Annotated in this window: 18 protein-coding genes; 12 read left to right on the plus strand and 6 right to left on the minus strand. The window is 34.8% G+C overall.

All coding sequences use genetic code 11. The features are described 5' to 3' along the window. The 4 genes from AB3X49_RS07540 to AB3X49_RS07555 form a co-directional block, all read right to left on the minus strand. Positions 1-194: LiaF transmembrane domain-containing protein (locus tag AB3X49_RS07540; RefSeq protein ID WP_483298770.1), on the minus strand; the 194-nt coding region annotated here is incomplete at its 3' end. Continuing rightward, entirely contained in the window at positions 191-1,261 is a 1,071-nt protein-coding gene (locus tag AB3X49_RS07545; protein ID WP_367961300.1) for a hypothetical protein, read from the minus strand. The genes AB3X49_RS07545 and AB3X49_RS07540, both read right to left, overlap by 4 nt. After that, positions 1,254-1,697, minus strand: coding sequence for a hypothetical protein (locus tag AB3X49_RS07550; protein WP_002186190.1), 444 nt, complete (start codon positions 1,695-1,697; stop codon positions 1,254-1,256). The genes AB3X49_RS07545 and AB3X49_RS07550 overlap by 8 nt, the downstream gene beginning before the upstream one ends. Beyond that, positions 1,694-2,239 (minus strand): RNA polymerase sigma factor, encoded by a 546-nt coding sequence (locus tag AB3X49_RS07555; RefSeq protein ID WP_316280964.1) that lies wholly within the window; start codon positions 2,237-2,239, stop codon positions 1,694-1,696. Before AB3X49_RS07555 ends, AB3X49_RS07550 begins: the two co-directional genes overlap by 4 nt. A gap of 219 nt (positions 2,240-2,458) precedes the next feature. On the opposite strand from AB3X49_RS07555, the gene AB3X49_RS07560 reads away from it, so the two are divergent. The 5 genes from AB3X49_RS07560 (at position 2,459) to AB3X49_RS07580 (ending at position 7,559) form a co-directional block, all read left to right on the plus strand. After that, positions 2,459-3,097 (plus strand): response regulator transcription factor, encoded by a 639-nt coding sequence (locus AB3X49_RS07560; protein WP_002012250.1) that lies wholly within the window; start codon positions 2,459-2,461, stop codon positions 3,095-3,097. A gap of 4 nt (positions 3,098-3,101) precedes the next feature. Further along, on the plus strand, positions 3,102-4,202 hold the full coding sequence (locus tag AB3X49_RS07565) for a sensor histidine kinase (protein ID WP_002166002.1): 1,101 nt from the start codon (positions 3,102-3,104) through the stop codon (positions 4,200-4,202). Positions 4,203-4,327: 125 nt separating this feature from the next. Beyond that, complete coding sequence (locus AB3X49_RS07570) at positions 4,328-5,266, plus strand: ABC transporter ATP-binding protein (RefSeq protein WP_002086377.1); 939 nt, start codon at positions 4,328-4,330, stop codon at positions 5,264-5,266. A 36-nt stretch (positions 5,267-5,302) separates the two neighbouring features. Continuing rightward, a complete protein-coding gene (locus AB3X49_RS07575) occupies positions 5,303-6,412 on the plus strand; it encodes an ABC transporter permease (protein WP_367961303.1) in 1,110 nt (369 codons plus the stop codon). A gap of 1 nt (position 6,413) precedes the next feature. Further along, positions 6,414-7,559 carry an ABC transporter permease gene (locus tag AB3X49_RS07580; RefSeq protein WP_002086373.1) on the plus strand — a complete coding sequence of 382 codons (1,146 nt, stop codon included), beginning with the start codon at positions 6,414-6,416 and terminating at the stop codon, positions 7,557-7,559. Between the two features lie 44 nt (positions 7,560-7,603). Here AB3X49_RS07580 and AB3X49_RS07585 read toward each other — a convergent pair whose 3' ends face one another. Further along, positions 7,604-8,548 (minus strand): esterase/lipase family protein, encoded by a 945-nt coding sequence (locus AB3X49_RS07585; RefSeq protein WP_002165999.1) that lies wholly within the window; start codon positions 8,546-8,548, stop codon positions 7,604-7,606. Positions 8,549-8,667: 119 nt separating this feature from the next. On the opposite strand from AB3X49_RS07585, the gene cls reads away from it, so the two are divergent. After that, positions 8,668-9,879, plus strand: a complete 1,212-nt coding sequence (cls, locus tag AB3X49_RS07590; RefSeq protein WP_367961305.1) for a cardiolipin synthase — start codon at positions 8,668-8,670, stop codon at positions 9,877-9,879. 53 nt (positions 9,880-9,932) lie between these two features. Here the strand turns inward: cls and pyrH are convergent, their stop codons facing one another. Beyond that, positions 9,933-10,676: a UMP kinase gene (gene pyrH / locus AB3X49_RS07595; RefSeq protein WP_367961308.1), complete on the minus strand. Its 744-nt coding sequence runs from the start codon at positions 10,674-10,676 to the stop codon at positions 9,933-9,935. 380 nt (positions 10,677-11,056) lie between these two features. Here pyrH and AB3X49_RS07600 point away from each other — a divergent pair, with 380 nt between their 5' ends. The 6 genes from AB3X49_RS07600 (at position 11,057) to AB3X49_RS07625 (ending at position 21,203) form a co-directional block, all read left to right on the plus strand. Further along, entirely contained in the window at positions 11,057-12,328 is a 1,272-nt protein-coding gene (locus AB3X49_RS07600; RefSeq protein ID WP_002012230.1) for a cation:dicarboxylate symporter family transporter, read from the plus strand. 24 nt (positions 12,329-12,352) lie between these two features. Then, positions 12,353-13,792 carry an aspartate ammonia-lyase gene (gene aspA, locus AB3X49_RS07605; protein WP_002012229.1) on the plus strand — a complete coding sequence of 480 codons (1,440 nt, stop codon included), beginning with the start codon at positions 12,353-12,355 and terminating at the stop codon, positions 13,790-13,792. 74 nt (positions 13,793-13,866) lie between these two features. After that, on the plus strand, positions 13,867-15,579 hold the full coding sequence (gene malS / locus AB3X49_RS07610; RefSeq protein WP_367961311.1) for an oxaloacetate-decarboxylating malate dehydrogenase: 1,713 nt from the start codon (positions 13,867-13,869) through the stop codon (positions 15,577-15,579). A gap of 64 nt (positions 15,580-15,643) precedes the next feature. Next, on the plus strand, positions 15,644-16,942 hold the full coding sequence (locus tag AB3X49_RS07615) for a sensor histidine kinase (RefSeq protein WP_002012226.1): 1,299 nt from the start codon (positions 15,644-15,646) through the stop codon (positions 16,940-16,942). Positions 16,943-16,944: 2 nt separating this feature from the next. Continuing rightward, positions 16,945-17,877, plus strand: a complete 933-nt coding sequence (locus tag AB3X49_RS07620; RefSeq protein ID WP_131929289.1) for a response regulator — start codon at positions 16,945-16,947, stop codon at positions 17,875-17,877. A 119-nt stretch (positions 17,878-17,996) separates the two neighbouring features. Then, positions 17,997-21,203 (plus strand): SNF2 helicase associated domain-containing protein, encoded by a 3,207-nt coding sequence (locus AB3X49_RS07625; RefSeq protein ID WP_367961313.1) that lies wholly within the window; start codon positions 17,997-17,999, stop codon positions 21,201-21,203. The last annotated feature ends 35 nt before the right edge of the window (positions 21,204-21,238 follow it).

Below are 21,238 nucleotides of genomic sequence, written 5' to 3' on the forward strand. Positions count from 1 at the left end.
ATAAATGATTGTTCCTTCTTAGAAAATAGAAGGTATAGTAAAATTTCAGCGCCAAGTATGATAAGTAAAACAGGCCACCATGCTGTTAATGTATCCAATACTTGAGTGCCTTTCATAACTGAAAATAGTAAGAAACAACCTAATGTAATAATGGAAAGCCCCATTGAGAATGTTCCAACGCGCCATGTTCTCATTCGCTTGTACCACCTTTGTTTTCTTTATTTCCAAGTAACAATTTAAAGCCGCCACCAATTAAAAGGAGAGCAACGATAGATGTTTGGAAATAGCGATAATATAGTTCACTAATATGAATGTTAAATATAGTTACAAAATAATCATTCAAAATAGGAAGGACTGTTTGATCTAATAAATAATAACCACCGAGTGTAATTAAACCGATACCGATCCATCTTTGATGATTTATAAAATAGTCAATGATAGGTTCGTCATTTACACGTTCTTTTCCGTATTTTGCAGTTTGCTGTAACGCATCAAAAAAGCTATAGAACCAAATGATTGGTACTAAAAATAAAAACGCAGAAAGTCTTAATAAGTCGAGCAAATAAATAGATAGTAAAAAGGCTGCCATAAGCTGAAGACCACGGCGCTGTAAGCCTAAATACATATGTCCTGCTCCAGGAAACATTGCTAAAATGGAAGCGAATGTTTTATTTTTCTTTCCTTGTTCTCGGTGCTCTTCAAACTCTTCGAAAATAGTACGGTCATCTAGTTGCTCTCCGCGTTCTTTTTTCTGTAGTTGTTGAACAACATCAAAGAAGTTATAAATCCATAAAACAGGTAGCGTAATAAGGAAGATAAGGAAACTTTCTTGAGATGTTAAGAGTGCAACGAATATAATCATACTTCCTATTCCTGTACAAGCTACTAAAAATGTAAGTCCTCGCTGCATAAGTCCTAATTGGAAATGGCCAAGTCCAGGGATAATTGATAGGAGAATGATATAAAATCGTTCGCTCTCTTTAGAGGACTCTGTAAATTCTCCGGCTGCTTGTTTTTTCGATTGATTAATAATAGTGATAACTAAATCTAATAAATTGATTGCCCATAACACGACTAGTAAAAATAGAGAAAGAAAAGCAATATCACGCGCTCCTAATGCTATTGTACAAAATGCTGCAAAGATAAATAGAAATAAAGCCCCTCCGCTATATAAAATAAATCGTCCAAATTTCTTTAAATATAAATGTCCAAGCCCAGGAATTAGCCCTAATACAAGTGCTAAAAAGGGATTTTTATTCATGCTTTGAACCTCCGTCCTTTTTTGATGTGTCTACCGATTTGTTTACAATTTGTTGTGAGATAGAAGACTCGTTATGTTTTGAGGATTTCTCGAAATTTGATGTCGCTGTGAAAATATACTGGAATAAACCACTTACCATAAAAATAATTGTAGCCGCAGTCGCAATTATGTAGTGAATAATCGTGCGCTTTAGTGAGTTTGTTTTTATATTTTCATTAGGCTGTAACGTTTCAAAATTAATTTGCGTCATAACTTCGTTCGTAAATGAATCATCATTTATCATTGGAAGGTTTTCATGTTGTTCATCAATACTTTCCATATAAAGTGCTAAACAATGATCACATTCATAAAGATGTTCTTCCATAGATTCACGTTCATTGTCTGATATAACATCTAATGTATAATTGCGCCAATCTTCTTTTGAATAATGCATCATAGAAACTCTTCCTCCTTCCAATGTTTTTTAATCCATTTTCTTGCCCGATACAGTTTCATTTCGACCGTTTTCACTTCGATGTTTTCCTGAAAAGCAATTTCTTGATAACTTTTTTCTTCTAAGTAATGTGCGAGAACGACGTCACGATAATTGTCGGGAAGTTCTCTCAGTTTTTGAGCAATGAGCAATTTTTGCTCTTTCGTCAATAATAAAGCCTCAATATTATGAGAGGATTTTATATTTTCCGCAGTTTCTTTACATAAGGAGAGTTCTTCGTTTTCTCTAGCTTTTTTTCTCTTATAATCAATAGCGTGATTGGTGGCAATACGTGCCATCCACGTTTTTAATCCGCGAAATTGATAATTTGGGAGAGAGGCGTGAATTTTTACGAATACTTCTTGTGTAACATCTTTAGCATCTTCTTCATGTCTTAAAATGGAAAAGATAACTTGAAAAATATAATGACGATATGTTTGTACAAGGATACGAAAAGCATGTTCGCTTCCTTGCTGTGCTTTTGCAACTAATTGTTTTTCCTCAATCGGTCTCTCCCTCCTTTTTGACGCATTCTATTATATAGACGTAAGAAATGATAAGTCACCCTACACATGTTATAAAAAAAGAATAATATATTTTTAGCAGGAGGGCTATATGAAAAAGGTGTGAAAAAATGGTAAAGAGAAGTATATAATGAGCAAAGAGGAAATGCTACATGGAGAAAGGATGTGAATGTTAGTAGGATAAGGTCCATACTAACAAACATGAAAATTAAAATATTAATAGCCGATGATAATTCTTTTATTAGAGAAGGTATGAAAATTATTTTAAATACATATGAAGAGTTTGAAGTATTAGATACTGTAAATGATGGAAAAGAAGCTGTAGCGTATTGTAAAAAGTATGAAGTTGATATCGCGCTTTTAGATGTTCGTATGCCAAACATGAACGGGGTAGAGGCGACGAAGTTAATTTGTGAAGAGACAAAAACGAAGCCTCTCATTTTAACGACATTTGATGATGATGAATATATTTTGGACGCAGTAAAAAACGGAGCGAAAGGTTATTTATTAAAAAATAATGATCCGGAGCGTATTCGTGATGCGATAAAAGGAGTTTATAACGGTCAAACTGTTATGCAAGATGTAGTGCTTGATAAAATTAAGTCTAATTTAATGGAAAGTAAAGAGGAAGAATCTAAAATTGATAAGAGTCTTTTTACAGAAAGAGAGCTTAGTATTATCGCATTAATTGCGAAAGGTTTCTCAAATAAAGAAATTTCGAAGCAACTTTTCATATCTGAAGGAACAATTGCAAATTATATTACATCAGTTTTGGGGAAAACTGGACTAGAACATCGCACGCAAATTGCGATTTATTACTTAACAGGGAAAGTAGATTAATGTTATGGAATTTTGGTTAACTGTAAGTAAACTTATTGTCTTTTTATATATAGTGTTTAGCTACATTCATTTAAATGTTACGAACTTACCGTGGATTATACTTACTTTGCTTTTATATCTTTCTGTCAATGTGTTGATCTCTATATTTAAAAAAGATACGTACAAAAACGTATTAACTTGTGTGTCAATTGGCGTAGTTATGTTATTTACATGGAAGGTTCATCCGTTTTTTATTTTGTTTTTACCTTTGAACTTATATGAAATTGCAAATTATTACATAAAAAAGAAATGGTTAATCTTTTTCATTATGATTCTTCCTATTATTTTTATAGGTGAAGGTATTCAAATGACGTATGGACTTATTAGTGCATTTTGTTTTTTTTCCTTAACGATAGCTCACCGCTATATAGCACGATTATTAAAACTAGAAATGCAAAATGATAAAATGAGAAAAGACATACAAAGACTTACGAAAAGCTTAAATGAAAATAAAGATTACATAAGGCAATCTGAATACACATTTAAATTAGAGGAAAGAAATCGACTATCTCAAGAAATTCATGATAAAATCGGTCACTCAATGACAGGTGCACTAATTCAAATGGAAGCAGCAAAGAGATTAATGGAAATAGATAAAGAAAAATCTGCGGAATTATTACAAAATGCCATTCATATTTCAAAAGATGGAATTGAAAGCATTCGGATTACATTAAAAAATATGAAGCCACCAACTGAGCAAATTGGCATTCATCGTATGAAATTATTCATAGAGGAATTTGCCGGTAAGCATGATATAAATATTCCATTCGTATTTAAAGGAAACTTAGATATGATTTCACCAATTCAGTGGAAGATTATCGGTGAAAATGTTACGGAGGCATTAACAAATACGATGAAATACGCTGATGCGACAGTCATCTCAATAGATATTCATGTACTGAACAAGATGGTGAAAGTACAAGTGAAGGATAATGGTAAAGGTGCAGCTCTTGTTAAGAAAGGCCTCGGTATTATGGGGATGGAGGAGCGAACAGCATCAGTAAACGGAAAAATTATTGTAGATGGAACAAGTGGTTTTTCAGTAACAATGTTATTGCCGATATAAGAGGATGAATCATCTCATATGAAAAAAGTGAATAATCTCATGTGAAAAGAGTGAACTTCTGCACTGAGCAGGTTCATTCTTTTTGTTTATAATAAAAGCAGAGAAACCGAAATAGGGGTGAAATGATGAACACATTGGAAATTAAAAATTTAACGAAAAAATTTGGTGATTTCATCGCGGTAGATAATATGTCTTTATCTATTAAAGAAGGAGAAATATTTGGCTTTTTAGGTTCGAATGGTGCTGGTAAGAGTACAACGATTAATATGATTGCTGGTTTGTTAAGAAGTAATGAAGGTGAAATTAGCATATTAGGAAAAAATATAAAGAAACATAATCGATTTGCGAAAATGAATATTGGTATCGTTCCGCAAGATATTGCGATTTATGAAGAGTTAACTGCCTATGAAAATGTGAAATTCTTTGCTGGATTGTATGGATTACGAGGAGCCGAGCTAAAAGCGAGAGTAGAGGAAGCACTTCAATTTGTAGGCCTTAGTGATAAACATAAAAGTTACCCAAAAAACTTTTCTGGCGGGATGAAACGAAGACTGAATATCGCTTGTGCAATCGCACATAGACCGAAGTTAATTATTATGGATGAACCGACAGTTGGAATTGATCCGCAGTCAAGGAACTACATTCTTCAGTCTGTCCGAAAATTAAATGAAATGGGAAGTACGATTATTTATACGAGTCACTACATGGAAGAAGTAGAAGAGATTTGTACGAAAATAGCAATTGTCGATCACGGTAAAGTAATTGCAGAAGGAACGAAAGAACAGTTAAAAGCGATTATTACAGATACGAAAGATATTTGGATTGAAGTAAAGTCAGTAGAAAACTTAGATGTAGAAAATTTAAAAGAGATAAATGGTGTGAAAGCTGTTCAAATTGAAGAGAACGTAATCAAGGTAAACTCGGATGCAGGATTAAATAATTTAAATAAAATTATTCAGCATTTCATTAATCATGACATTGAAATTCGTTCGTTAGAGGAGCAGGCTCCAAACTTAGAAACAGTATTTCTTACGTTAACTGGAAGAAACTTACGAGATAAATAAAGGTAAATGAAGAAAAGGTAAAGGGAGGTTCATCAATTGAACATCTTTAACATTGCAGTGATGCACATTAAAAGAGATTTCAGGGACGTAAGAACTTTAGTTTTTATGTTAGCATTTCCGATTGTGCTTATGCTTGTATTAGGAACAGCGTTAAGTAACGCATTTAATAGCGATAGTCAAGCGATTAAGGATATACAAGTGCTATATAAAGATGAAGCGAGTAGCACGTTTTCTCAATCGTTTGAAGCGTTTACGAAAGAAGTCGATAAATCAGGTATTCATTTTAAAAAAGTTTCCGAAGGTATAGATGGGAAAGAAGAAGTGAAGCAAAATAAATATGCTGCTTATGTAGAGTTAAATAAAGATGGTGCAAAATTTTACGGAAGTGACAAAAGTAGTATTGAGGGAAGTATTGTGGAAGGCATGCTTACAACATTTGTTGATAAGTACAACGTAGCGGCCGAAGTTGCAAAAGTAGATCCGAGTAAGGTTAGCGCAGTTATTTCAAACGGAAATCATAATGATTATATTAAAGAAACATCTTTACAAGCTGCTAAAAAACCAGGTTCTATGGATTACTATGCGGTTGTAATGACGACGATGATTGCACTGTACGCTGCAATGGGGGCGAGTTTTTTAATTCGAGGAGAACGAATACGTAAAACAGGAGATCGTTTAATTGCAGCACCTATAAGTAAAGCTGAGATTTTCGTTGGGAAAGTGCTCGGTAGTCTTGTAGCGAATGCACTTTGTCTATTACTCGTCGTTTTATTTAGTAAATTTGTTTTTCAAGCGAATTGGGGCGACCATATTGGAATCATATTTATTATTTTACTAACAGAAGTCTTTCTAGCAATTAGCTTCGGTTTAGGAATCGGATTTATTACAAAAACAGGTGAGGCATCTAGAGCAATTATTATGGTTGTTGTGCAATTAGCTTCTATTTTTGGTGGTGCGTATTTCGTAGTGGAAGAAAATGTCGTTACGAATTTATCGCCATTAACGTGGGCCAACACAGCCATTATGAAAATTATTTATGCAAATGACATAGGGGCGGCAATGCCAGTAATATTTTTAAACCTCGGAATTTCAGCACTCTTTTTATTAATTGCGATTATTGCATTACGTAGACGGGAGGGGCTATAGTATGAAAGATATTTTATGGCTCATACAAAAAACGTTATCTGTGCTTCTGAAAAATAAAAAGGGGTTACTCATTATTATTAGCTTGCCGATAATAGGAACGCTCATTTCTTTTTCGATATATGGGAATGTAGGGCAAGGAACGTTAAATATTGGGGTTATAAATAAAGAAAATCAACCTATCGCAAATGATACAGTGAAATTTTTAGAAGGACTCAATCATGTAAATGTTAGTAAAATTAAGGAATCTGAAGTGGAAGATAAACTCACTTCAAAAAAACTTGATGGTGTTATTACATTACAGTCTGGTTTTTCTGAAAGTGTTCGAGAAGGGAAACCGAGTCATATTGAGATTTCATCGATTAAAGGCGATCAAGTAACAGGATTTATAAAATCGTATTTATATAACTATGTTGATAACATCGCTGCGATTAGTAAAGTGGCAGGGGCCGATCAAAGTACGTTTAATAGTATGTACGCTGGTTATCAAAAAAGTTCATTTAAAGTAAAGTCTGAGACACTTGAAGATACTTCAAAAAATAAAGATATGACAAATCAAACGATGGGTTATCTTATTATGTTTATGTTATTTTCAGCAGTGAACTTATCAGGATTTATTTTAAAAGAAAAAGAGAACAGAACGTATTTTAGATTATTATCAACGCCGATTGACGGAAAGAAATTTATATTATCTAATGTCGCAGTAAATATGATGATATTAACAGTACAAATTGTAATTGCAGTATTCTTTATGACGAATGTTTTTCACACAACTATAAATATGCCTTTCATAGTTATGATTGGTGTGCTTATGATATTCGCTTTAATTGCAATTGGTTTATCGTTAGTCATTGTGTCTTTTTCAAAAAGTTCAACTGCTTCAAATGCAATGCAAAATATAGTAATAGTACCAACATGTTTACTTGCTGGATGTTATTTCCCGTACGACATTATGCCGAAAGCAGTACAAAAAGTAGCTGATTTCCTTCCGCAGCGTTGGTTACTAGATACGATTTCAAAACTACAGCAAGGAATTCCGTTTTCAGAGTTGTATTTAAATATTCTAATCTTATTCGCCTTTGCGATAGCGTTCTTCTTAATTGCGATTTATAAGTTTGGAAGAAATAATGATGCAAGGAACTTCATTTAATGAAAAGGTGTGGCGCAATGCCACACCTTTTTTGTATTCGTAATTTAAAGTATCTTTTGTAATATAGGAATGCTTTTGTAGAGCACTTCGTTATGTGAAGCATGCACAACATATTTATTTCCTTCTAGAAGAAAAACGCTATGTAGAACAGCGTTACCGTCACCATGTTTTGTAAGTATATCACCGACGACTTTTCCCTCTGTCCATTCTAGTTTTGAATGTGAAGGGACGACTTGTAAATATTGAATCGTTTCTACTCCATCTCCTGCAATGAGTGTAGTTTCAATATTTCTTTTCTGTATAATAAATCTATTTGCATTTAATGTATCGAGGAAAGGATTTTTCGTTTTCATCTTGTTATAAGGAAGAAATGTAATAGAAGAGCCGGATCTTATAAATAAATAATTTCCGTAATCTTTACAAGGAATAACATCTTGTAATCCTGGAAAGTAACGGTGTATCGCTTCAACTTTATTCATTTTGTGTAAGGTGCTTACGTAGTGAATGTATTGTTCCATATAAAAATGAACGATATTTATTTTAGAAGATGTATGTACTGGGAGAGTACCTCCAGTCCAATAACTATAATTGGGGGGAGATCCAGCGTTTGGTGTACAGAGTATAATAAGTTGCTCCACATCATTTTCATTTTCATATTCTTCACTTTGAACGTAAGAACGTGCAAGAAGTCCACCCATACTATGACAAACTAAATTTAGTTTGTCGCACCCTGTAAATTTTTTAACATAAGCAATTGTTTTTAATAAATATTTTTGAGTAGAAACAGCAATACGCTGGCGCCAGTCATAAAAACAGATAAACAAGTTTTTATTTCGTTCATAGCCCATACTTTCTAGCATCATAATGAATGGCTCATAAACAAACGCAGAAAGCCCAAAGTTCCAATTACCGGTACTAGGAATAATAATATTACTCATTGAACCGAAAAGACCTGGGATAAAAATAATAGGAGTTTTTGCTCTTTTCATAGTCTGCTCTCCTTTAAGTTTTTAACATCCGACAAAAAGTAAGAAATACATTTTGTATGAAAACATAATTTAATGAAACACTACGAAATAGTAAGTAATATGAGTGGAAGGAAATCAAAATGATTAAAAAAATATTGCGAGTCACTTCTATTATTATTGCTATTTTCGTTGTTATTTTAATTTGGATGCATATTGACGTTACGCTCGGAAGGAAAATGGAAGCCGGGAAAAATATGCCGACAGAGTATGCGCCTCATTATAGTGACTTTCAATTATATGTAGAAGGGAAGTCGTTTTATAAACAGTTATTTACTGATATAAGTGAAGCGAAGCAATCTATTTACACTTATTTTTATATTTTATCGGATGATAAAAGTAGCCATACTTTTTTAAACTTATTAAAGGAGAAGGCGAAAGAAGGAGTAAACGTATATTTATCGGTTGATTTAATTAATGATTTATCATTTGAAAGAAAGATGAAAAATGAATTGCGGGAAAGTGGTGTTCATTTTACATATAGTAGAAAACCTGAATTGCCATTTGGATTTTATTCTCTACATCATCGGAACCATCGCCGTATTACAACAATTGATGGGGAAATCGGTTATACAGGTGGGTTTAATATGGGGGATGAGTACTTAGGGAAAGATAAGCGATTTGGATATTGGCGTGACTATCATGTACGGATAAGAGGAGAAGGAGCAAAAGATTTAGAAGAGCAATTCGCTTTAGATTGGAAACGAGATACGAAAGAACATATAAAAAGAAGTACGAATAAAGCGAGTAAAGGGAATACATTACATACGATGGTTAGCTACAATGGACATCACGTCGCTGAAAAATATATAAAGTTAATAAAACAAGCGAAACATTCAATTGTAATTACAACACCTTATTTTATAGCGAAAAATAAAGAATTAATGAATGCTTTAATTGGAGCGCAAAAACGTGGTGTTACAGTAAAAATACTATGGTCATATAAACCAGATATTCCTCTTATTAAAGAGGCAGCGTATCCTTATATTCGTCAAGCTGTTAATAACGGGATTACGGTATATGGTTATAAAAAAGGTATGTTTCATGGAAAGTTAATGCTGATTGATAATGAACTAACTGTTATCGGTACTACAAACTTTACTGCACGTAGCTTCTATATTAATGATGAGATGAATTTGTATATTCATGGTGGACCTATCATAGCGCAAGTGAATGAGGCGTTAACGCAAGACATTGGTGATTCGAAAGAGATGACAGAAACATTTTTTGACAACTTATCTTTCTGGGAGCGTTGTAAGGAGAAAGTAGTTGGATGGGTTGATTTTTATTTGTGACGATTAACGAACAAAGGGTGTCTATAAAAGGCACCCTTTGTTAATGAAAAATACTATTTTTCATGCACAAGCATCGAAACATCATCATTAATCAACGTCCCAACATGTTCACCTAAACAAATTCTTTTCATAACGCCAGGCTCATCAAAGTTAAAGACGTGTGCCGGTAAATTATAATCTCGAGCAAGCAATAAAGCTGCTTGATCCATTACTTGTATGTTTTGCCTAACAATATCGTTATAGTTCAGTCTACTGTACATTTTCGCTGATTTGTTATGTTTCGGATCACTTGTAAAGACACCGTCTACTCCTTGTTTTGCGACTAAAATGGCGTCGCTATTCATTTCAATGGCTCTTTGTACACTTGGGTAATCTGTTGTAACGAATGGTTGCCCGTTACCACCACCGAATATGACAACATAACCGTTATCTAAATGATGTACTGCACGTAGGCGAATATATGGTTCAGCTACTGCATTAAAAGGGATGGAAGTCATAACGCGTACTTCTCTATCTGTTTTACTTGTTAAAACGCCGCGAAGCATTAAGCTGTTAATAATCGTACCTAGCGTACCGATATTATCAGCTTCTACACGATCAATTCCCCATTCTTCAGCTAGATGACCTCTGAAAATGTTACCGCCGCCGATGACAATGGATACTTCGATATCTAGGTCAATAATGGATATTATTTCGTTTGCGATATGTTCTAATCGTTTGGAGTTAAAGCTATTTCCAGATTGATCAGCAAGTGCGCCGCCACTTAGTTTAATTAAGACGCGTTTGTATGGTTTCATAACAATTCCCCCTATATAGATTGCAATAAAAAAGGAACAAAGGCGAATGCCTTTGTTCCTTCGTAAGAAAATGAAATAGAAAAGAAATAGATATGATGAACTTCTTCACGTGATTTTTCATAACATCCACTCCTTTTCATCCCCATTTATTTAGAATACGTATATCTTTTAGATTATACGAAATAATCTGATGTTTTATCAAGGTTATTTTATTTCTTTTTTATAAAAAAGTGTCAATGAATATTATAAGAAATAAATTTGAATTTTTTGTGACGAACTTGTAGGTTTTTGTATGATTTTGTAGGTTCGCCTATATGATGTGTGAGTAAGCTTTTATAAATACGAAATGAAAGCGTTCGCATAAAAGGGGATGAACATAAATGAAAAAATTCGGATTGGCAACACAAATTTTTGTCGCACTTGTTTTAGGGATTGTAGTAGGGGCAATCTTTTATGGCAATAAAACGGCGATTTCTTATATCACACCAGTTGGGGATATATTTATTCATTTAATTAAAATGATTGTAGTACCGATTGTTATTTCAGCATTAATTGTTGCGGTAGCTGGTGTAGGTGATATGAAAAAGCTTGGGAAACTGGGCGGTAAGACAATTCTTTATTTCGAAATTATTACGACGATTGCTATTTTAATGGGATTACTTGCAGCAAATATATTCCAACCAGGTACTGGCGTTGATATGAGTAATTTACAGCAAAGCGATATTTCTTCTTATAAACAAACAGCAGATGCAACAGAGAAGAAAGGCTTTGCAGAAACGATTGTTCATATTGTACCGAAAAATATATTTGAGTCTATTACACAAGGTGACTTATTACCGATTATATTCTTCTCAGTACTATTCGGTTTAGGAGTTGCAGCAATCGGAGAAAAAGGAAAGCCTGTTTTTAACTTTTTTGAAGGTGTGCTCGAAGCGATGTTCTGGGTTACAAATCAAGTGATGAAATTCGCACCATTTGGTGTATTCGCATTAATTGCTGTTACGGTTGCAAAATTTGGTGTAGCAACACTACTTCCTTTAGGAAAACTAGTGCTAGCTGTATACGTAACTGTTATACTATTCGTTGTGATTGTATTAGGTATTAATGCACGAATGGTTGGAGTAAACATTTTTACATTAATGAAAATTTTAAAAGAAGAACTTATTCTTTCATTTACGACAGCAAGTTCAGAAGCTGTTTTACCTAATATAATGAGAAAAATGGAAGAGTTCGGTTGTCCAAAGGCAGTTGCCTCTTTCGTAATTCCGACAGGTTATACATTTAACTTGACTGGATCGGCTATTTATCAAGCGTTAGCGGCATTGTTTGTTGCACAAATGTACGGTGTACACATGTCACTGACGGAGCAAATAACGTTATTATTCGTTCTCATGTTAACATCCAAAGGTATGGCGGGAGTTCCGGGTGCATCATTCGTTGTTGTATTAGCGACGTTAGGATCAATGGGATTACCGCTAGAAGGCATCGCATTAATTGCGGGAATTGACCGCATTTTAGATATGATTCGCTCAGCTGTCAATGTATTAGGAAATGCATTAGCTGCCATTGTTATGTCGAAGTGGGAAGGCGAATTCGATGATGAGAAAGCAAAACAATATGTAGAAACGGTCAAACAAACAAAAGCAGCGTAAGAGATTGTTAAGGAGTGAGTAATCATGGCAACATTAACTGAAGTTAAAAATGGAGTACGAATTGAAAAAGATTTTTTAGGTGAAAAAGAAGTACCAAATTATGCGTACTACGGTGTACAAACAATGCGTGCAGTGGAGAATTTCCCGATTACAGGATACAAAGTCCATGAAGGTTTAATTAAAGCGTTAGCAATTGTAAAAAAAGCGGCAGCACTTGCTAATGCAGATGTAGGAAGATTGGAATTGAAAAAGGGTGGTGCTATCGCAGAAGCATCACAAGAAATCCTTGAGGGGAAATGGCATGATCATTTCATCGTTGATCCAATTCAAGGTGGTGCAGGAACTTCAATGAATATGAACGCAAATGAAGTCATTGCCAATCGTGCCCTTGAATTATTAGGAATGGAAAAGGGAGACTATGATTATATTAGTCCAAACAGTCATGTAAATATGGCACAATCAACAAACGATGCATTCCCAACAGCGATTCATATTGCAACATTAAATGCATTAGAAGGCTTATTACAAACAATGGGTTATATGCATGATGTATTTGAATTAAAAGCAGAACAGTTCGATCATGTTATTAAAATGGGTCGTACACATTTACAAGATGCTGTGCCAATTCGTCTTGGACAAGAATTTAAAGCATACTCCCGCGTACTTGAACGTGACATGAAACGTATCAAGCAATCACGTCAACATTTATATGAAGTAAATATGGGAGCAACTGCAGTTGGTACAGGCTTAAATGCAGATCCAGAATATATTGAAGCAGTTGTAAAACATTTAGCTACAATTAGTGAACTACCACTTGTTGGTGCAGAAGATTTAGTAGATGCAACCCAAAATACGGATGCGTACACTGAAGTATCTGCAGCACTTAAAGTATGTATGATGAATATGTCTAAAATTGCGAACGATCTTCGTCTAATGGCATCAGGTCCACGCGTTGGATTAGCAGAAATTATGTTACCAGCTCGTCAACCAGGTTCATCTATTATGCCAGGGAAAGTAAACCCTGTTATGCCAGAAGTAATTAATCAAATTGCGTTCCAAGTAATTGGTAACGACCATACAATTTGCCTTGCTTCAGAAGCAGGACAATTAGAATTAAATGTTATGGAACCAGTACTTGTTTTCAACTTACTTCAATCTATTAGCATTATGAATAACGGTTTCCGTGCCTTTACAGATAATTGCTTAAAAGGAATTGAAGCGAATGAAGATCGCTTAAAAGAGTACGTTGAGAAGAGTGTAGGAATTATTACAGCCGTGAACCCTCATATCGGCTATGAAGCAGCAGCTCGCGTTGCGAAAGAAGCAATTGCGACAGGGCAATCCGTTCGAGAACTATGTGTGAAAAATGGTGTATTGTCACAAGAAGAATTAGAGTTAATTCTAGATCCATTCGAAATGACACACCCAGGGATTGCAGGAGCAACTCTTTTAAAGAAAAATTAAAAGAAGAGGGGGACAATCCCCTCTTTTTTGTTTACAATATAGAAATGCTATATATGAATAGAGGTAGGGATGTTATGAGTAAGTTTACAGTGGCTTCTAATGGTGCATTAGAAACAACATTAAGAGGAGCAGAAGTATTATCAACACCACTTTTAAATAAAGGGGTAGCTTTCACACAAGAGGAAAGAGAAGAGTTAGGTTTAAAAGGGTTATTACCGCCAGCGGTTTTAACGTTAGAAGAACAAGCACGCCGAGCGTATGAACAATTTAGTTCTCAGCCGGATGATTTATTAAAGAATGTATACTTAACAGCGTTACATGATCGAAATGAAGTGTTATTTTATCGTATTTTAACAGAGCATTTACGTGAAATGTTACCAATCGTATATACACCTACTGTTGGTGTAGCAATTCAAAGATATAGTCATGAATACCGTAAACCACGTGGCATTTATTTATCAATTAACGATCCATCAGGTATTGAAGATGCATTTGCAAATATCGGTGCAACAGCTGAAAACATTGATTTAGTCGTTGTAACGGATGGAGAAGGTATATTAGGAATTGGTGATTGGGGTGTTGGTGGAATTAACATCGCAATCGGGAAATTAGCTGTATATACGGCCGCAGTTGGAATCGATCCTAGCCGTGTATTACCGGTAATTTTAGATGTAGGTACAAATCGTGAGGAATTATTAAACAATCCATTTTATATTGGAAATCGTCACCCTCGTATAACAGGTGAAGCTTACGATGAATTTATTGATACGTTTGTTCAAGCGGTAAATAAACAATTCCCGAAAGCGCTTCTACATTGGGAAGACTTCAGTTCTCGAAATGCACGAAAAATTTTAGATAAATATCGTCATGACGTTTGTACATTTAATGATGATATTCAAGGTACAGGGGCAGTTTCACTTGCTGCTGTATTATCGGCAGTAAAAGCTTCTGGTGTACTGTTAAGTGAACACCGCGTTGTTGTGTTTGGTGCTGGTACGGCTGGAATCGGTATCGCAGATCAAGTAAGAGATGCAATGGTTCGTGTCGGCTTATCAGACGAAGAATCACATAATCGTTTCTGGTGTATTGACCGTAATGGGTTGGTTACAGATAATATGGAAGATCTTCTTGATTTCCAAATTCCATATGCAAGAAAAGAAGCTGAAGTAAGTGATTGGAAACAAAATGATGCTATCGGACTTGCTGAAGTTGTGAAACATGTAAAACCGACAATTTTAATTGGTACATCTACTGTTGCAGGCGCATTTAAAGAGGAAATTATTAAAGAAATGGCTTCTCACGTAGAAAGACCAATCATTTTACCAATGTCGAATCCAACGCCACTTGCTGAAGCGAAACCAGCAGATTTAATCGAGTGGACAGAAGGAAAAGCATTAGTTGCAACAGGAAGTCCGTTTGAACCGGTTACATATAACGGTGTAACGTATGTGATTGGACAGTCAAATAACGCACTTATTTTCCCAGGACTAGGTCTTGGTACAATTGTTGTTCGTGCAAGCGTCATGACGGATGGAATGTTCGCAGCAGCAGCAGAAGCAGTTGCAAGTATGGTAGATACAAGTCAGCCAGGAGCGCCTATTTTGCCAGAAGTTGAAGAGTTACGTAATATCTCTGAACTGGTTGCGATTGAAGTAGCGAAAGTTGCAGTTGCAGAAGGTGTTGCTAGAGAGAACTTAAGTGATGACGATATTAAGATTGCAGTAAAAGAAGCAATATGGGAACCGGAGTATCGCCAAATAAAAGCGGTAGAAAAGGTTAGAATATAGAAATAAAGCCCGTTTATAATTATAAGCGGGCTTTCACTTTTACAATTGAAAAAAAGCATAGGAAGTGGCACCTTTGAATTGGAATCAATTATGGAAGAAAGATATGTATCTTTTAATTATATTAATGGTTGTTGTTCCGATTGCTGGAGAGCTGAATTTTCATCCTTTTAATGATATGTTTCGTGTTAGTTTCGGGACACCGCTTTTCTTCTTTTTATTACTATTTTTAAGAAGAGTGCCAGCAGCAGCTGCAGGTATTCTTGTAGGTATATCTGTAGTCTTATTTCGTGTATGTCTTGACTGGGTATTGCAAGGGTCATTTCATATGACAGAATCATTTTATTTGCGCTATCCCGTTTTCTTTTATTATTTTATATATGGAAGTCTTTTTTCGCTTTGTAGGGTGAATAAGTTTCATCAGAAGCCAATTGTGATAGGATGTCTTGGAATTACAATTGAAATTATCGCAAGTATGTCTGAACTTGCGTTTTATCATATGTTAGTGCTGGGGACAACGATAACAGTTTCTGAAGTGAATAAACTAATTATTATTGCTATTTTCCGTAGTTTCTTTGCACTTGGTTTTTTAAATATGATGAATTTATATGAAACAAAATTAAAAGAATCACAAGTTCGAAAAGAAAATGAAAATATGTTAATGTACCTCTCTAATTTATATGTGGAATCTGTCCATTTGAAAAAAACGTTACAAAATGCCGAGTTAATTACACAAGAAGCATATCAACTATATCGAAACTTACAAGCGAACGATGATTTAAATAGCAAAACAGCATTAAAAATAGCAGGAGAAGTGCACGAAATCAAAAAGGATAATCAAAGAATTTTTGCAGGACTATCTAAACTGTTATTAGATAAAAATGTGGCTGAGTATGTAGAAGGACATGAATTAGCGGAAATGATTGTAAGAATTAATGAGAAGTATGCTGAAATGTTAGAAAAAGATATACGTTTTTCGGAACATATAGAAGGTGAGCATGCAGAATATCATGTGTACACGGTCTTATCCATTTTTAATAACTTAGTTGCAAATGCAGTTGAAGCAATTGAGGGTAGAGGTCTCATTATTATTAAGCTATATAAACGAGATAAACATATATTCTTTGAAGTAATTGACGATGGTCCTGGTATTGCACAGAAGTATAAGAAATTAGTATTTAAGCCAGGATTTACTTCAAAGTATGATCAAGCGGGAACACCTTCAACAGGTATTGGACTTTCTTACATAAACGAAATGGTAACAGAGCTAGGTGGAGAAGTGAGATTAGAAGACCGAGAAACTGGCGGAGGGTGTAAGTTTATCGTTTGTTTACCGGAGTGCAGTTTAAAGCGGGAAGGAGAATGAAGTTGTTTTATTATATCGTAGATGATGATGAAGTTTTCCGCTCCATGCTTTCACAAATTATTGAAGATGGCGATCTTGGGGAAGTAATTGGAGAGTCGGAAGATGGAGCTTTTATTGAAGCGGATCAATTAAATTTTAAAAAAGTAGATATTTTATTTATTGATTTATTAATGCCAATGCGAGATGGGATTGAAACAGTTCGCCATATTGCATCCTCTTTTACAGGGAAAATCATTATGATTTCTCAAGTTGAATCGAAACAGCTTATTGGTGAGGCGTATACACTTGGTGTTGAATATTATATTACAAAACCATTGAATAAAATTGAGGTTATGTCTGTTGTACGTAAAGTAATGGAACGTATTCGTTTAGAGCGCTCTATACATGATATTCAAAAATCATTGAATAACGTTTTTAAGTGGGAACAGCCGCAAGTTCGAAATGAGCCAATGCAGGAAGGAAAAAGAATAGCAGATTCAGGGCGCTATTTATTATCAGAACTCGGTATTGCGGGAGAGAATGGAAGTAAAGATTTACTTAGTATGTTGGAATATTTATATGGACAAGAAAAAGAGCAAACGTTTGAATTTGGATTTCCTGCGCTAAAAGATATCTTTCACCATATAACTATAAGAAAATTAGAGAATATAGCTTCAGATGCAGATATAGATAAGGAGAGAAAAGCATCTGAACAAAGGGTACGTAGAGCGATTTATCAATCGTTAAATCACTTAGCTTCCCTTGGATTAACAGACTTTTCAAATCCGAAATTTGAAAGCTATGCTCCGAAATTTTTTGATTTCACTGTAGTTAGAAAACGAATGACAGAAATGACAAAGGATGAAGTAGCAACTTCTGGCCATATACGAATTAATACGAAGAAATTTATTCAAGTGTTGTATTTTGAGGCGAAACGGTTGATGGAGATAGAGTGAAAAAAGGTGCTTATAAATAAGCATCTTTTTTTGTTAAATCCGTATTTTATATTTTTGCGCATAGCATGTAAAATGTTAGTTAAGAGAAACTGGTTTTAAAGTAAGGAAGTGTCAAAACAATGAGTTTTACAATAAATAAATCGATTATTAAAGAAGTATGCGGAGAAACCTCATATAAAAGAGGCGAAGCTTATTATAAATCAAATAAAGTAATAATAAATCATTATGATGAAAATAAAGAAATTTGCGAGGCGACGGTAAAAGGGAACGAAGATTTTCATGTTACAGTAGAAAAAGCTAAAAAAGGTGATGTTGTTGCGAAATGTAGTTGTCCTTCGTTAGCGTCTTTTCAAACATACTGTCAACATGTTGCGGCAGTATTGATACAAATAAATTATAATCAGCAAACCGGTGGAATGGTGCCTATTAGTAGCGGGAATATGAGTGGAAATGATCAATTAACAAGCGGGATGTTTCATTTATTTGCAGAAAAATCATTAAGGCCAAAAAGTAAACAACACCGTTTTGATACACGTGAAATACTGCATGTTGAATTTATATGTACGCCAGTAGTTACGAAAAATGGTGGGGCACTGCTAGGTATTCAGTTTAAACTCGCCAAGATGTATTTTGTAAATCATATTAGAGAATTTCTTTCCAATGTGGAGAAAAGAGAGTCCTATAATTGTTCGAATGAATTTACATATACACCGGATGTACATAGCTTTAAGCAAGAAACGGATGCGATTATTCAGCAGCTCATTAAAATTTATCATAATGAAAAAATGTATGAGGATACACTGGAAGTACATGCAAAACAAGATGATAGTATGATTTTAATACCACCAGCTTCATGGAAGGATATGCTTTCTTTACTTTCTAAAGTTGAGTTTGTGGGACTTAATCAAGATGGAAAATCTTTTCACGGTTTACAAATTTCAAAAGGGCTACTTCCTTTACATTTTGAGTTTAATAAAGGGAGTAACGGTGGGTTTACACTTTATATTGACGGCTTACAACAAGTAGAAGTAATGGATACGTATAGTTATGCTCTATTTGGAGGGAAACTGTATCAGTTGAACGCTGAGGATTGTAAGCGGCTTATCGAATTACAAAAAATGATGAATCGTTCTAGTAGTAACCAATTGTATATTCCAGCAGATAAGATGGAACACTTTGTAGCAAAAGTTGTACCAGGGTTAATGAAGCTTGGTACTGTGCGAATTGATGAAGTAATATCAGATCGTGTTGAAACGCCTTCGCTAAAAGCAAAATTGTATTTAGATCGAGTGAAAAATCGTTTGTTAGCAGGTCTCGAATTTCATTATGGAAACGTCGTGATTAATCCGTTAGAAGAGGATGGGCAGCCATCTGTTTTTAATCGTGATGAGAAAAAGGAAAAAGAGATTTTAGACATTATGAGTGAAAGTGCCTTCGCGAAAACGGAAGGCGGTTATTTTATGCATAATGAAGAAGCTGAGTATAACTTTTTATATCATGCTGTTCCAACGTTAAAAGGTTTAGTTGATATTTATGCGACGTCAGCAATCAAATTACGAATTCATAAGGGAGACACAGCTCCTCTTATAAGAGTTAGAAGGAAAGAGAGAATTGATTGGTTATCATTCCGCTTTGATATAAAAGGTATTCCAGAGGCAGAAATTAAAGGGGTATTAGTCGCTCTTGAGGAGAAACGAAAATATTATCGTTTAGCAAGTGGTGCTCTACTATCACTTGAGAGTAAAGAGTTTAATGATATTAATCAGTTTATAAAAGAATCTAGTATTCGAAAAGAATTTTTAAAGGGCGAAGAAATAGAGGTCCCTCTTATTCGTAGTGTGAAATGGATGAATTCACTGCAAGAAGGAAACGTATTAAGTTTAGATGAGTCCGTTCAAGAATTGGTAGAGAACATTCAAAACCCTAAAAAGCTGAAGTTTGTGGTGCCAAGTGGCTTAGATGCGATAATGAGAGAGTATCAAACATACGGATTCCAGTGGATGAAAACACTTGCCTATTATCGTTTTGGCGGCATTTTAGCTGATGATATGGGACTGGGGAAAACGTTGCAAAGTATTGCTTTTATAGACTCTGTTTTGCCGGAAATTCGAGAGAAGAAACTGCCTATATTAGTTGTTTCACCGTCGTCCCTCGTTTACAACTGGCTTAGCGAGTTAAAAAAATTCGCTCCACATATTAGAGCAGTTATTGCCGATGGAAATCAAGCAGAGCGCCGAAAAATTTTAAAAGATATAACGAAATTTGATGTTGTCATTACGTCATATCCTTTACTACGAAGAGATATAAGATTATATGCAAGGCCATTTCATACGTTATTTCTTGATGAAGCACAAGCGTTTAAAAATCATACGACGCAAACTGCGAAGGCAGTAAAAACGATTCAAGCAGAGTACCGTTTTGGATTAACGGGAACACCTGTAGAGAATTCATTAGAAGAGCTATGGTCTATCTTCCACGTCGTCTTCCCAGAATTATTACCGGGAAGAAAAGAGTTCGGTGATTTAAGACGTGAAGATATTGCGAAGCGGGTAAAACCTTTCGTGTTAAGAAGGTTAAAGGGTGATGTATTACACGAACTCCCAGAAAAAATTGAGCACTTACAATCATCAGAACTTTTACCAGATCAAAAGAGGCTTTACGCAGCTTATTTAGCAAAGTTAAGAGAAGAAACGTTAAAACATTTGGATAAAGATACGTTACGTAAAAATAAAATTCGGGTTTTAGCTGGTTTAACGAGACTACGGCAAATTTGTTGTCATCCTGCTTTGTTTGTTGATGACTATAAAGGTAGTTCAGCTAAATTTGATCAGCTGCTAGAAATTTTGGAGGAATGCAGAAGTACAGGGAAGAGAATTCTTATCTTTTCCCAATTTACGAAGATGCTTTCGATAATCGGACGTGAATTAAATCGTCAAGCAGTTCCATACTTTTATTTAGACGGGAGTACACCAGCGCAAGAACGTGTAGAGCTATGCAATCGGTTTAACGAAGGAGAAGGGGATCTATTTCTTATTTCGTTAAAAGCTGGTGGCACAGGAATAAATTTAACAGGTGCAGATACAGTTATATTGTACGACTTGTGGTGGAATCCAGCTGTTGAACAACAAGCAGCGGATAGAGCGTATCGAATGGGACAAAAAAATACAGTGCAAGTGATTAAGTTAGTAGCACATGGAACAATTGAAGAAAAAATGCACGAGTTACAAGAGAGTAAGAAAAATTTAATCGCTGAAATTATCGAACCGGGAGAAGAGAAGTTATCTTCTATTACGGAGGAAGAAATCCGCGATATTCTTATGATTTAATATGGAAAAAGCTATGCTTTCATAGAGATGAAAGC

The sequence above is a fragment of the Bacillus sp. C30 genome (genome assembly GCF_040838255.1).
In the GTDB taxonomy this organism is placed as follows: domain Bacteria; phylum Bacillota; class Bacilli; order Bacillales; family Bacillaceae_G; genus Bacillus_A; species Bacillus_A mycoides.

Bases quoted from the DNA above. Each gene is read 5' to 3' on its own strand.
- AB3X49_RS07545 (WP_367961300.1), bottom strand. From the start codon at position 1,261: ATGAATAAAAATCCCTTTTTAGCACTTGTATTAGGGCTAATTCCTGGG.
- AB3X49_RS07550 (WP_002186190.1), bottom strand. From the start codon at position 1,697: ATGATGCATTATTCAAAAGAAGATTGGCGCAATTATACATTAGATGTT.
- AB3X49_RS07560 (WP_002012250.1), top strand. From the start codon at position 2,459: ATGAAAATTAAAATATTAATAGCCGATGATAATTCTTTTATTAGAGAA.
- AB3X49_RS07565 (WP_002166002.1), top strand. From the start codon at position 3,102: ATGGAATTTTGGTTAACTGTAAGTAAACTTATTGTCTTTTTATATATA.
- AB3X49_RS07570 (WP_002086377.1), top strand. From the start codon at position 4,328: ATGAACACATTGGAAATTAAAAATTTAACGAAAAAATTTGGTGATTTC.
- AB3X49_RS07580 (WP_002086373.1), top strand. From the start codon at position 6,414: ATGAAAGATATTTTATGGCTCATACAAAAAACGTTATCTGTGCTTCTG.
- AB3X49_RS07585 (WP_002165999.1), bottom strand. From the start codon at position 8,548: ATGAAAAGAGCAAAAACTCCTATTATTTTTATCCCAGGTCTTTTCGGT.
- cls (WP_367961305.1), top strand. From the start codon at position 8,668: ATGATTAAAAAAATATTGCGAGTCACTTCTATTATTATTGCTATTTTC.
- pyrH (WP_367961308.1), bottom strand. From the start codon at position 10,676: ATGAAACCATACAAACGCGTCTTAATTAAACTAAGTGGCGGCGCACTT.
- AB3X49_RS07600 (WP_002012230.1), top strand. From the start codon at position 11,057: ATGAAAAAATTCGGATTGGCAACACAAATTTTTGTCGCACTTGTTTTA.
- aspA (WP_002012229.1), top strand. From the start codon at position 12,353: ATGGCAACATTAACTGAAGTTAAAAATGGAGTACGAATTGAAAAAGAT.
- malS (WP_367961311.1), top strand. From the start codon at position 13,867: ATGAGTAAGTTTACAGTGGCTTCTAATGGTGCATTAGAAACAACATTA.
- AB3X49_RS07625 (WP_367961313.1), top strand. From the start codon at position 17,997: ATGAGTTTTACAATAAATAAATCGATTATTAAAGAAGTATGCGGAGAA.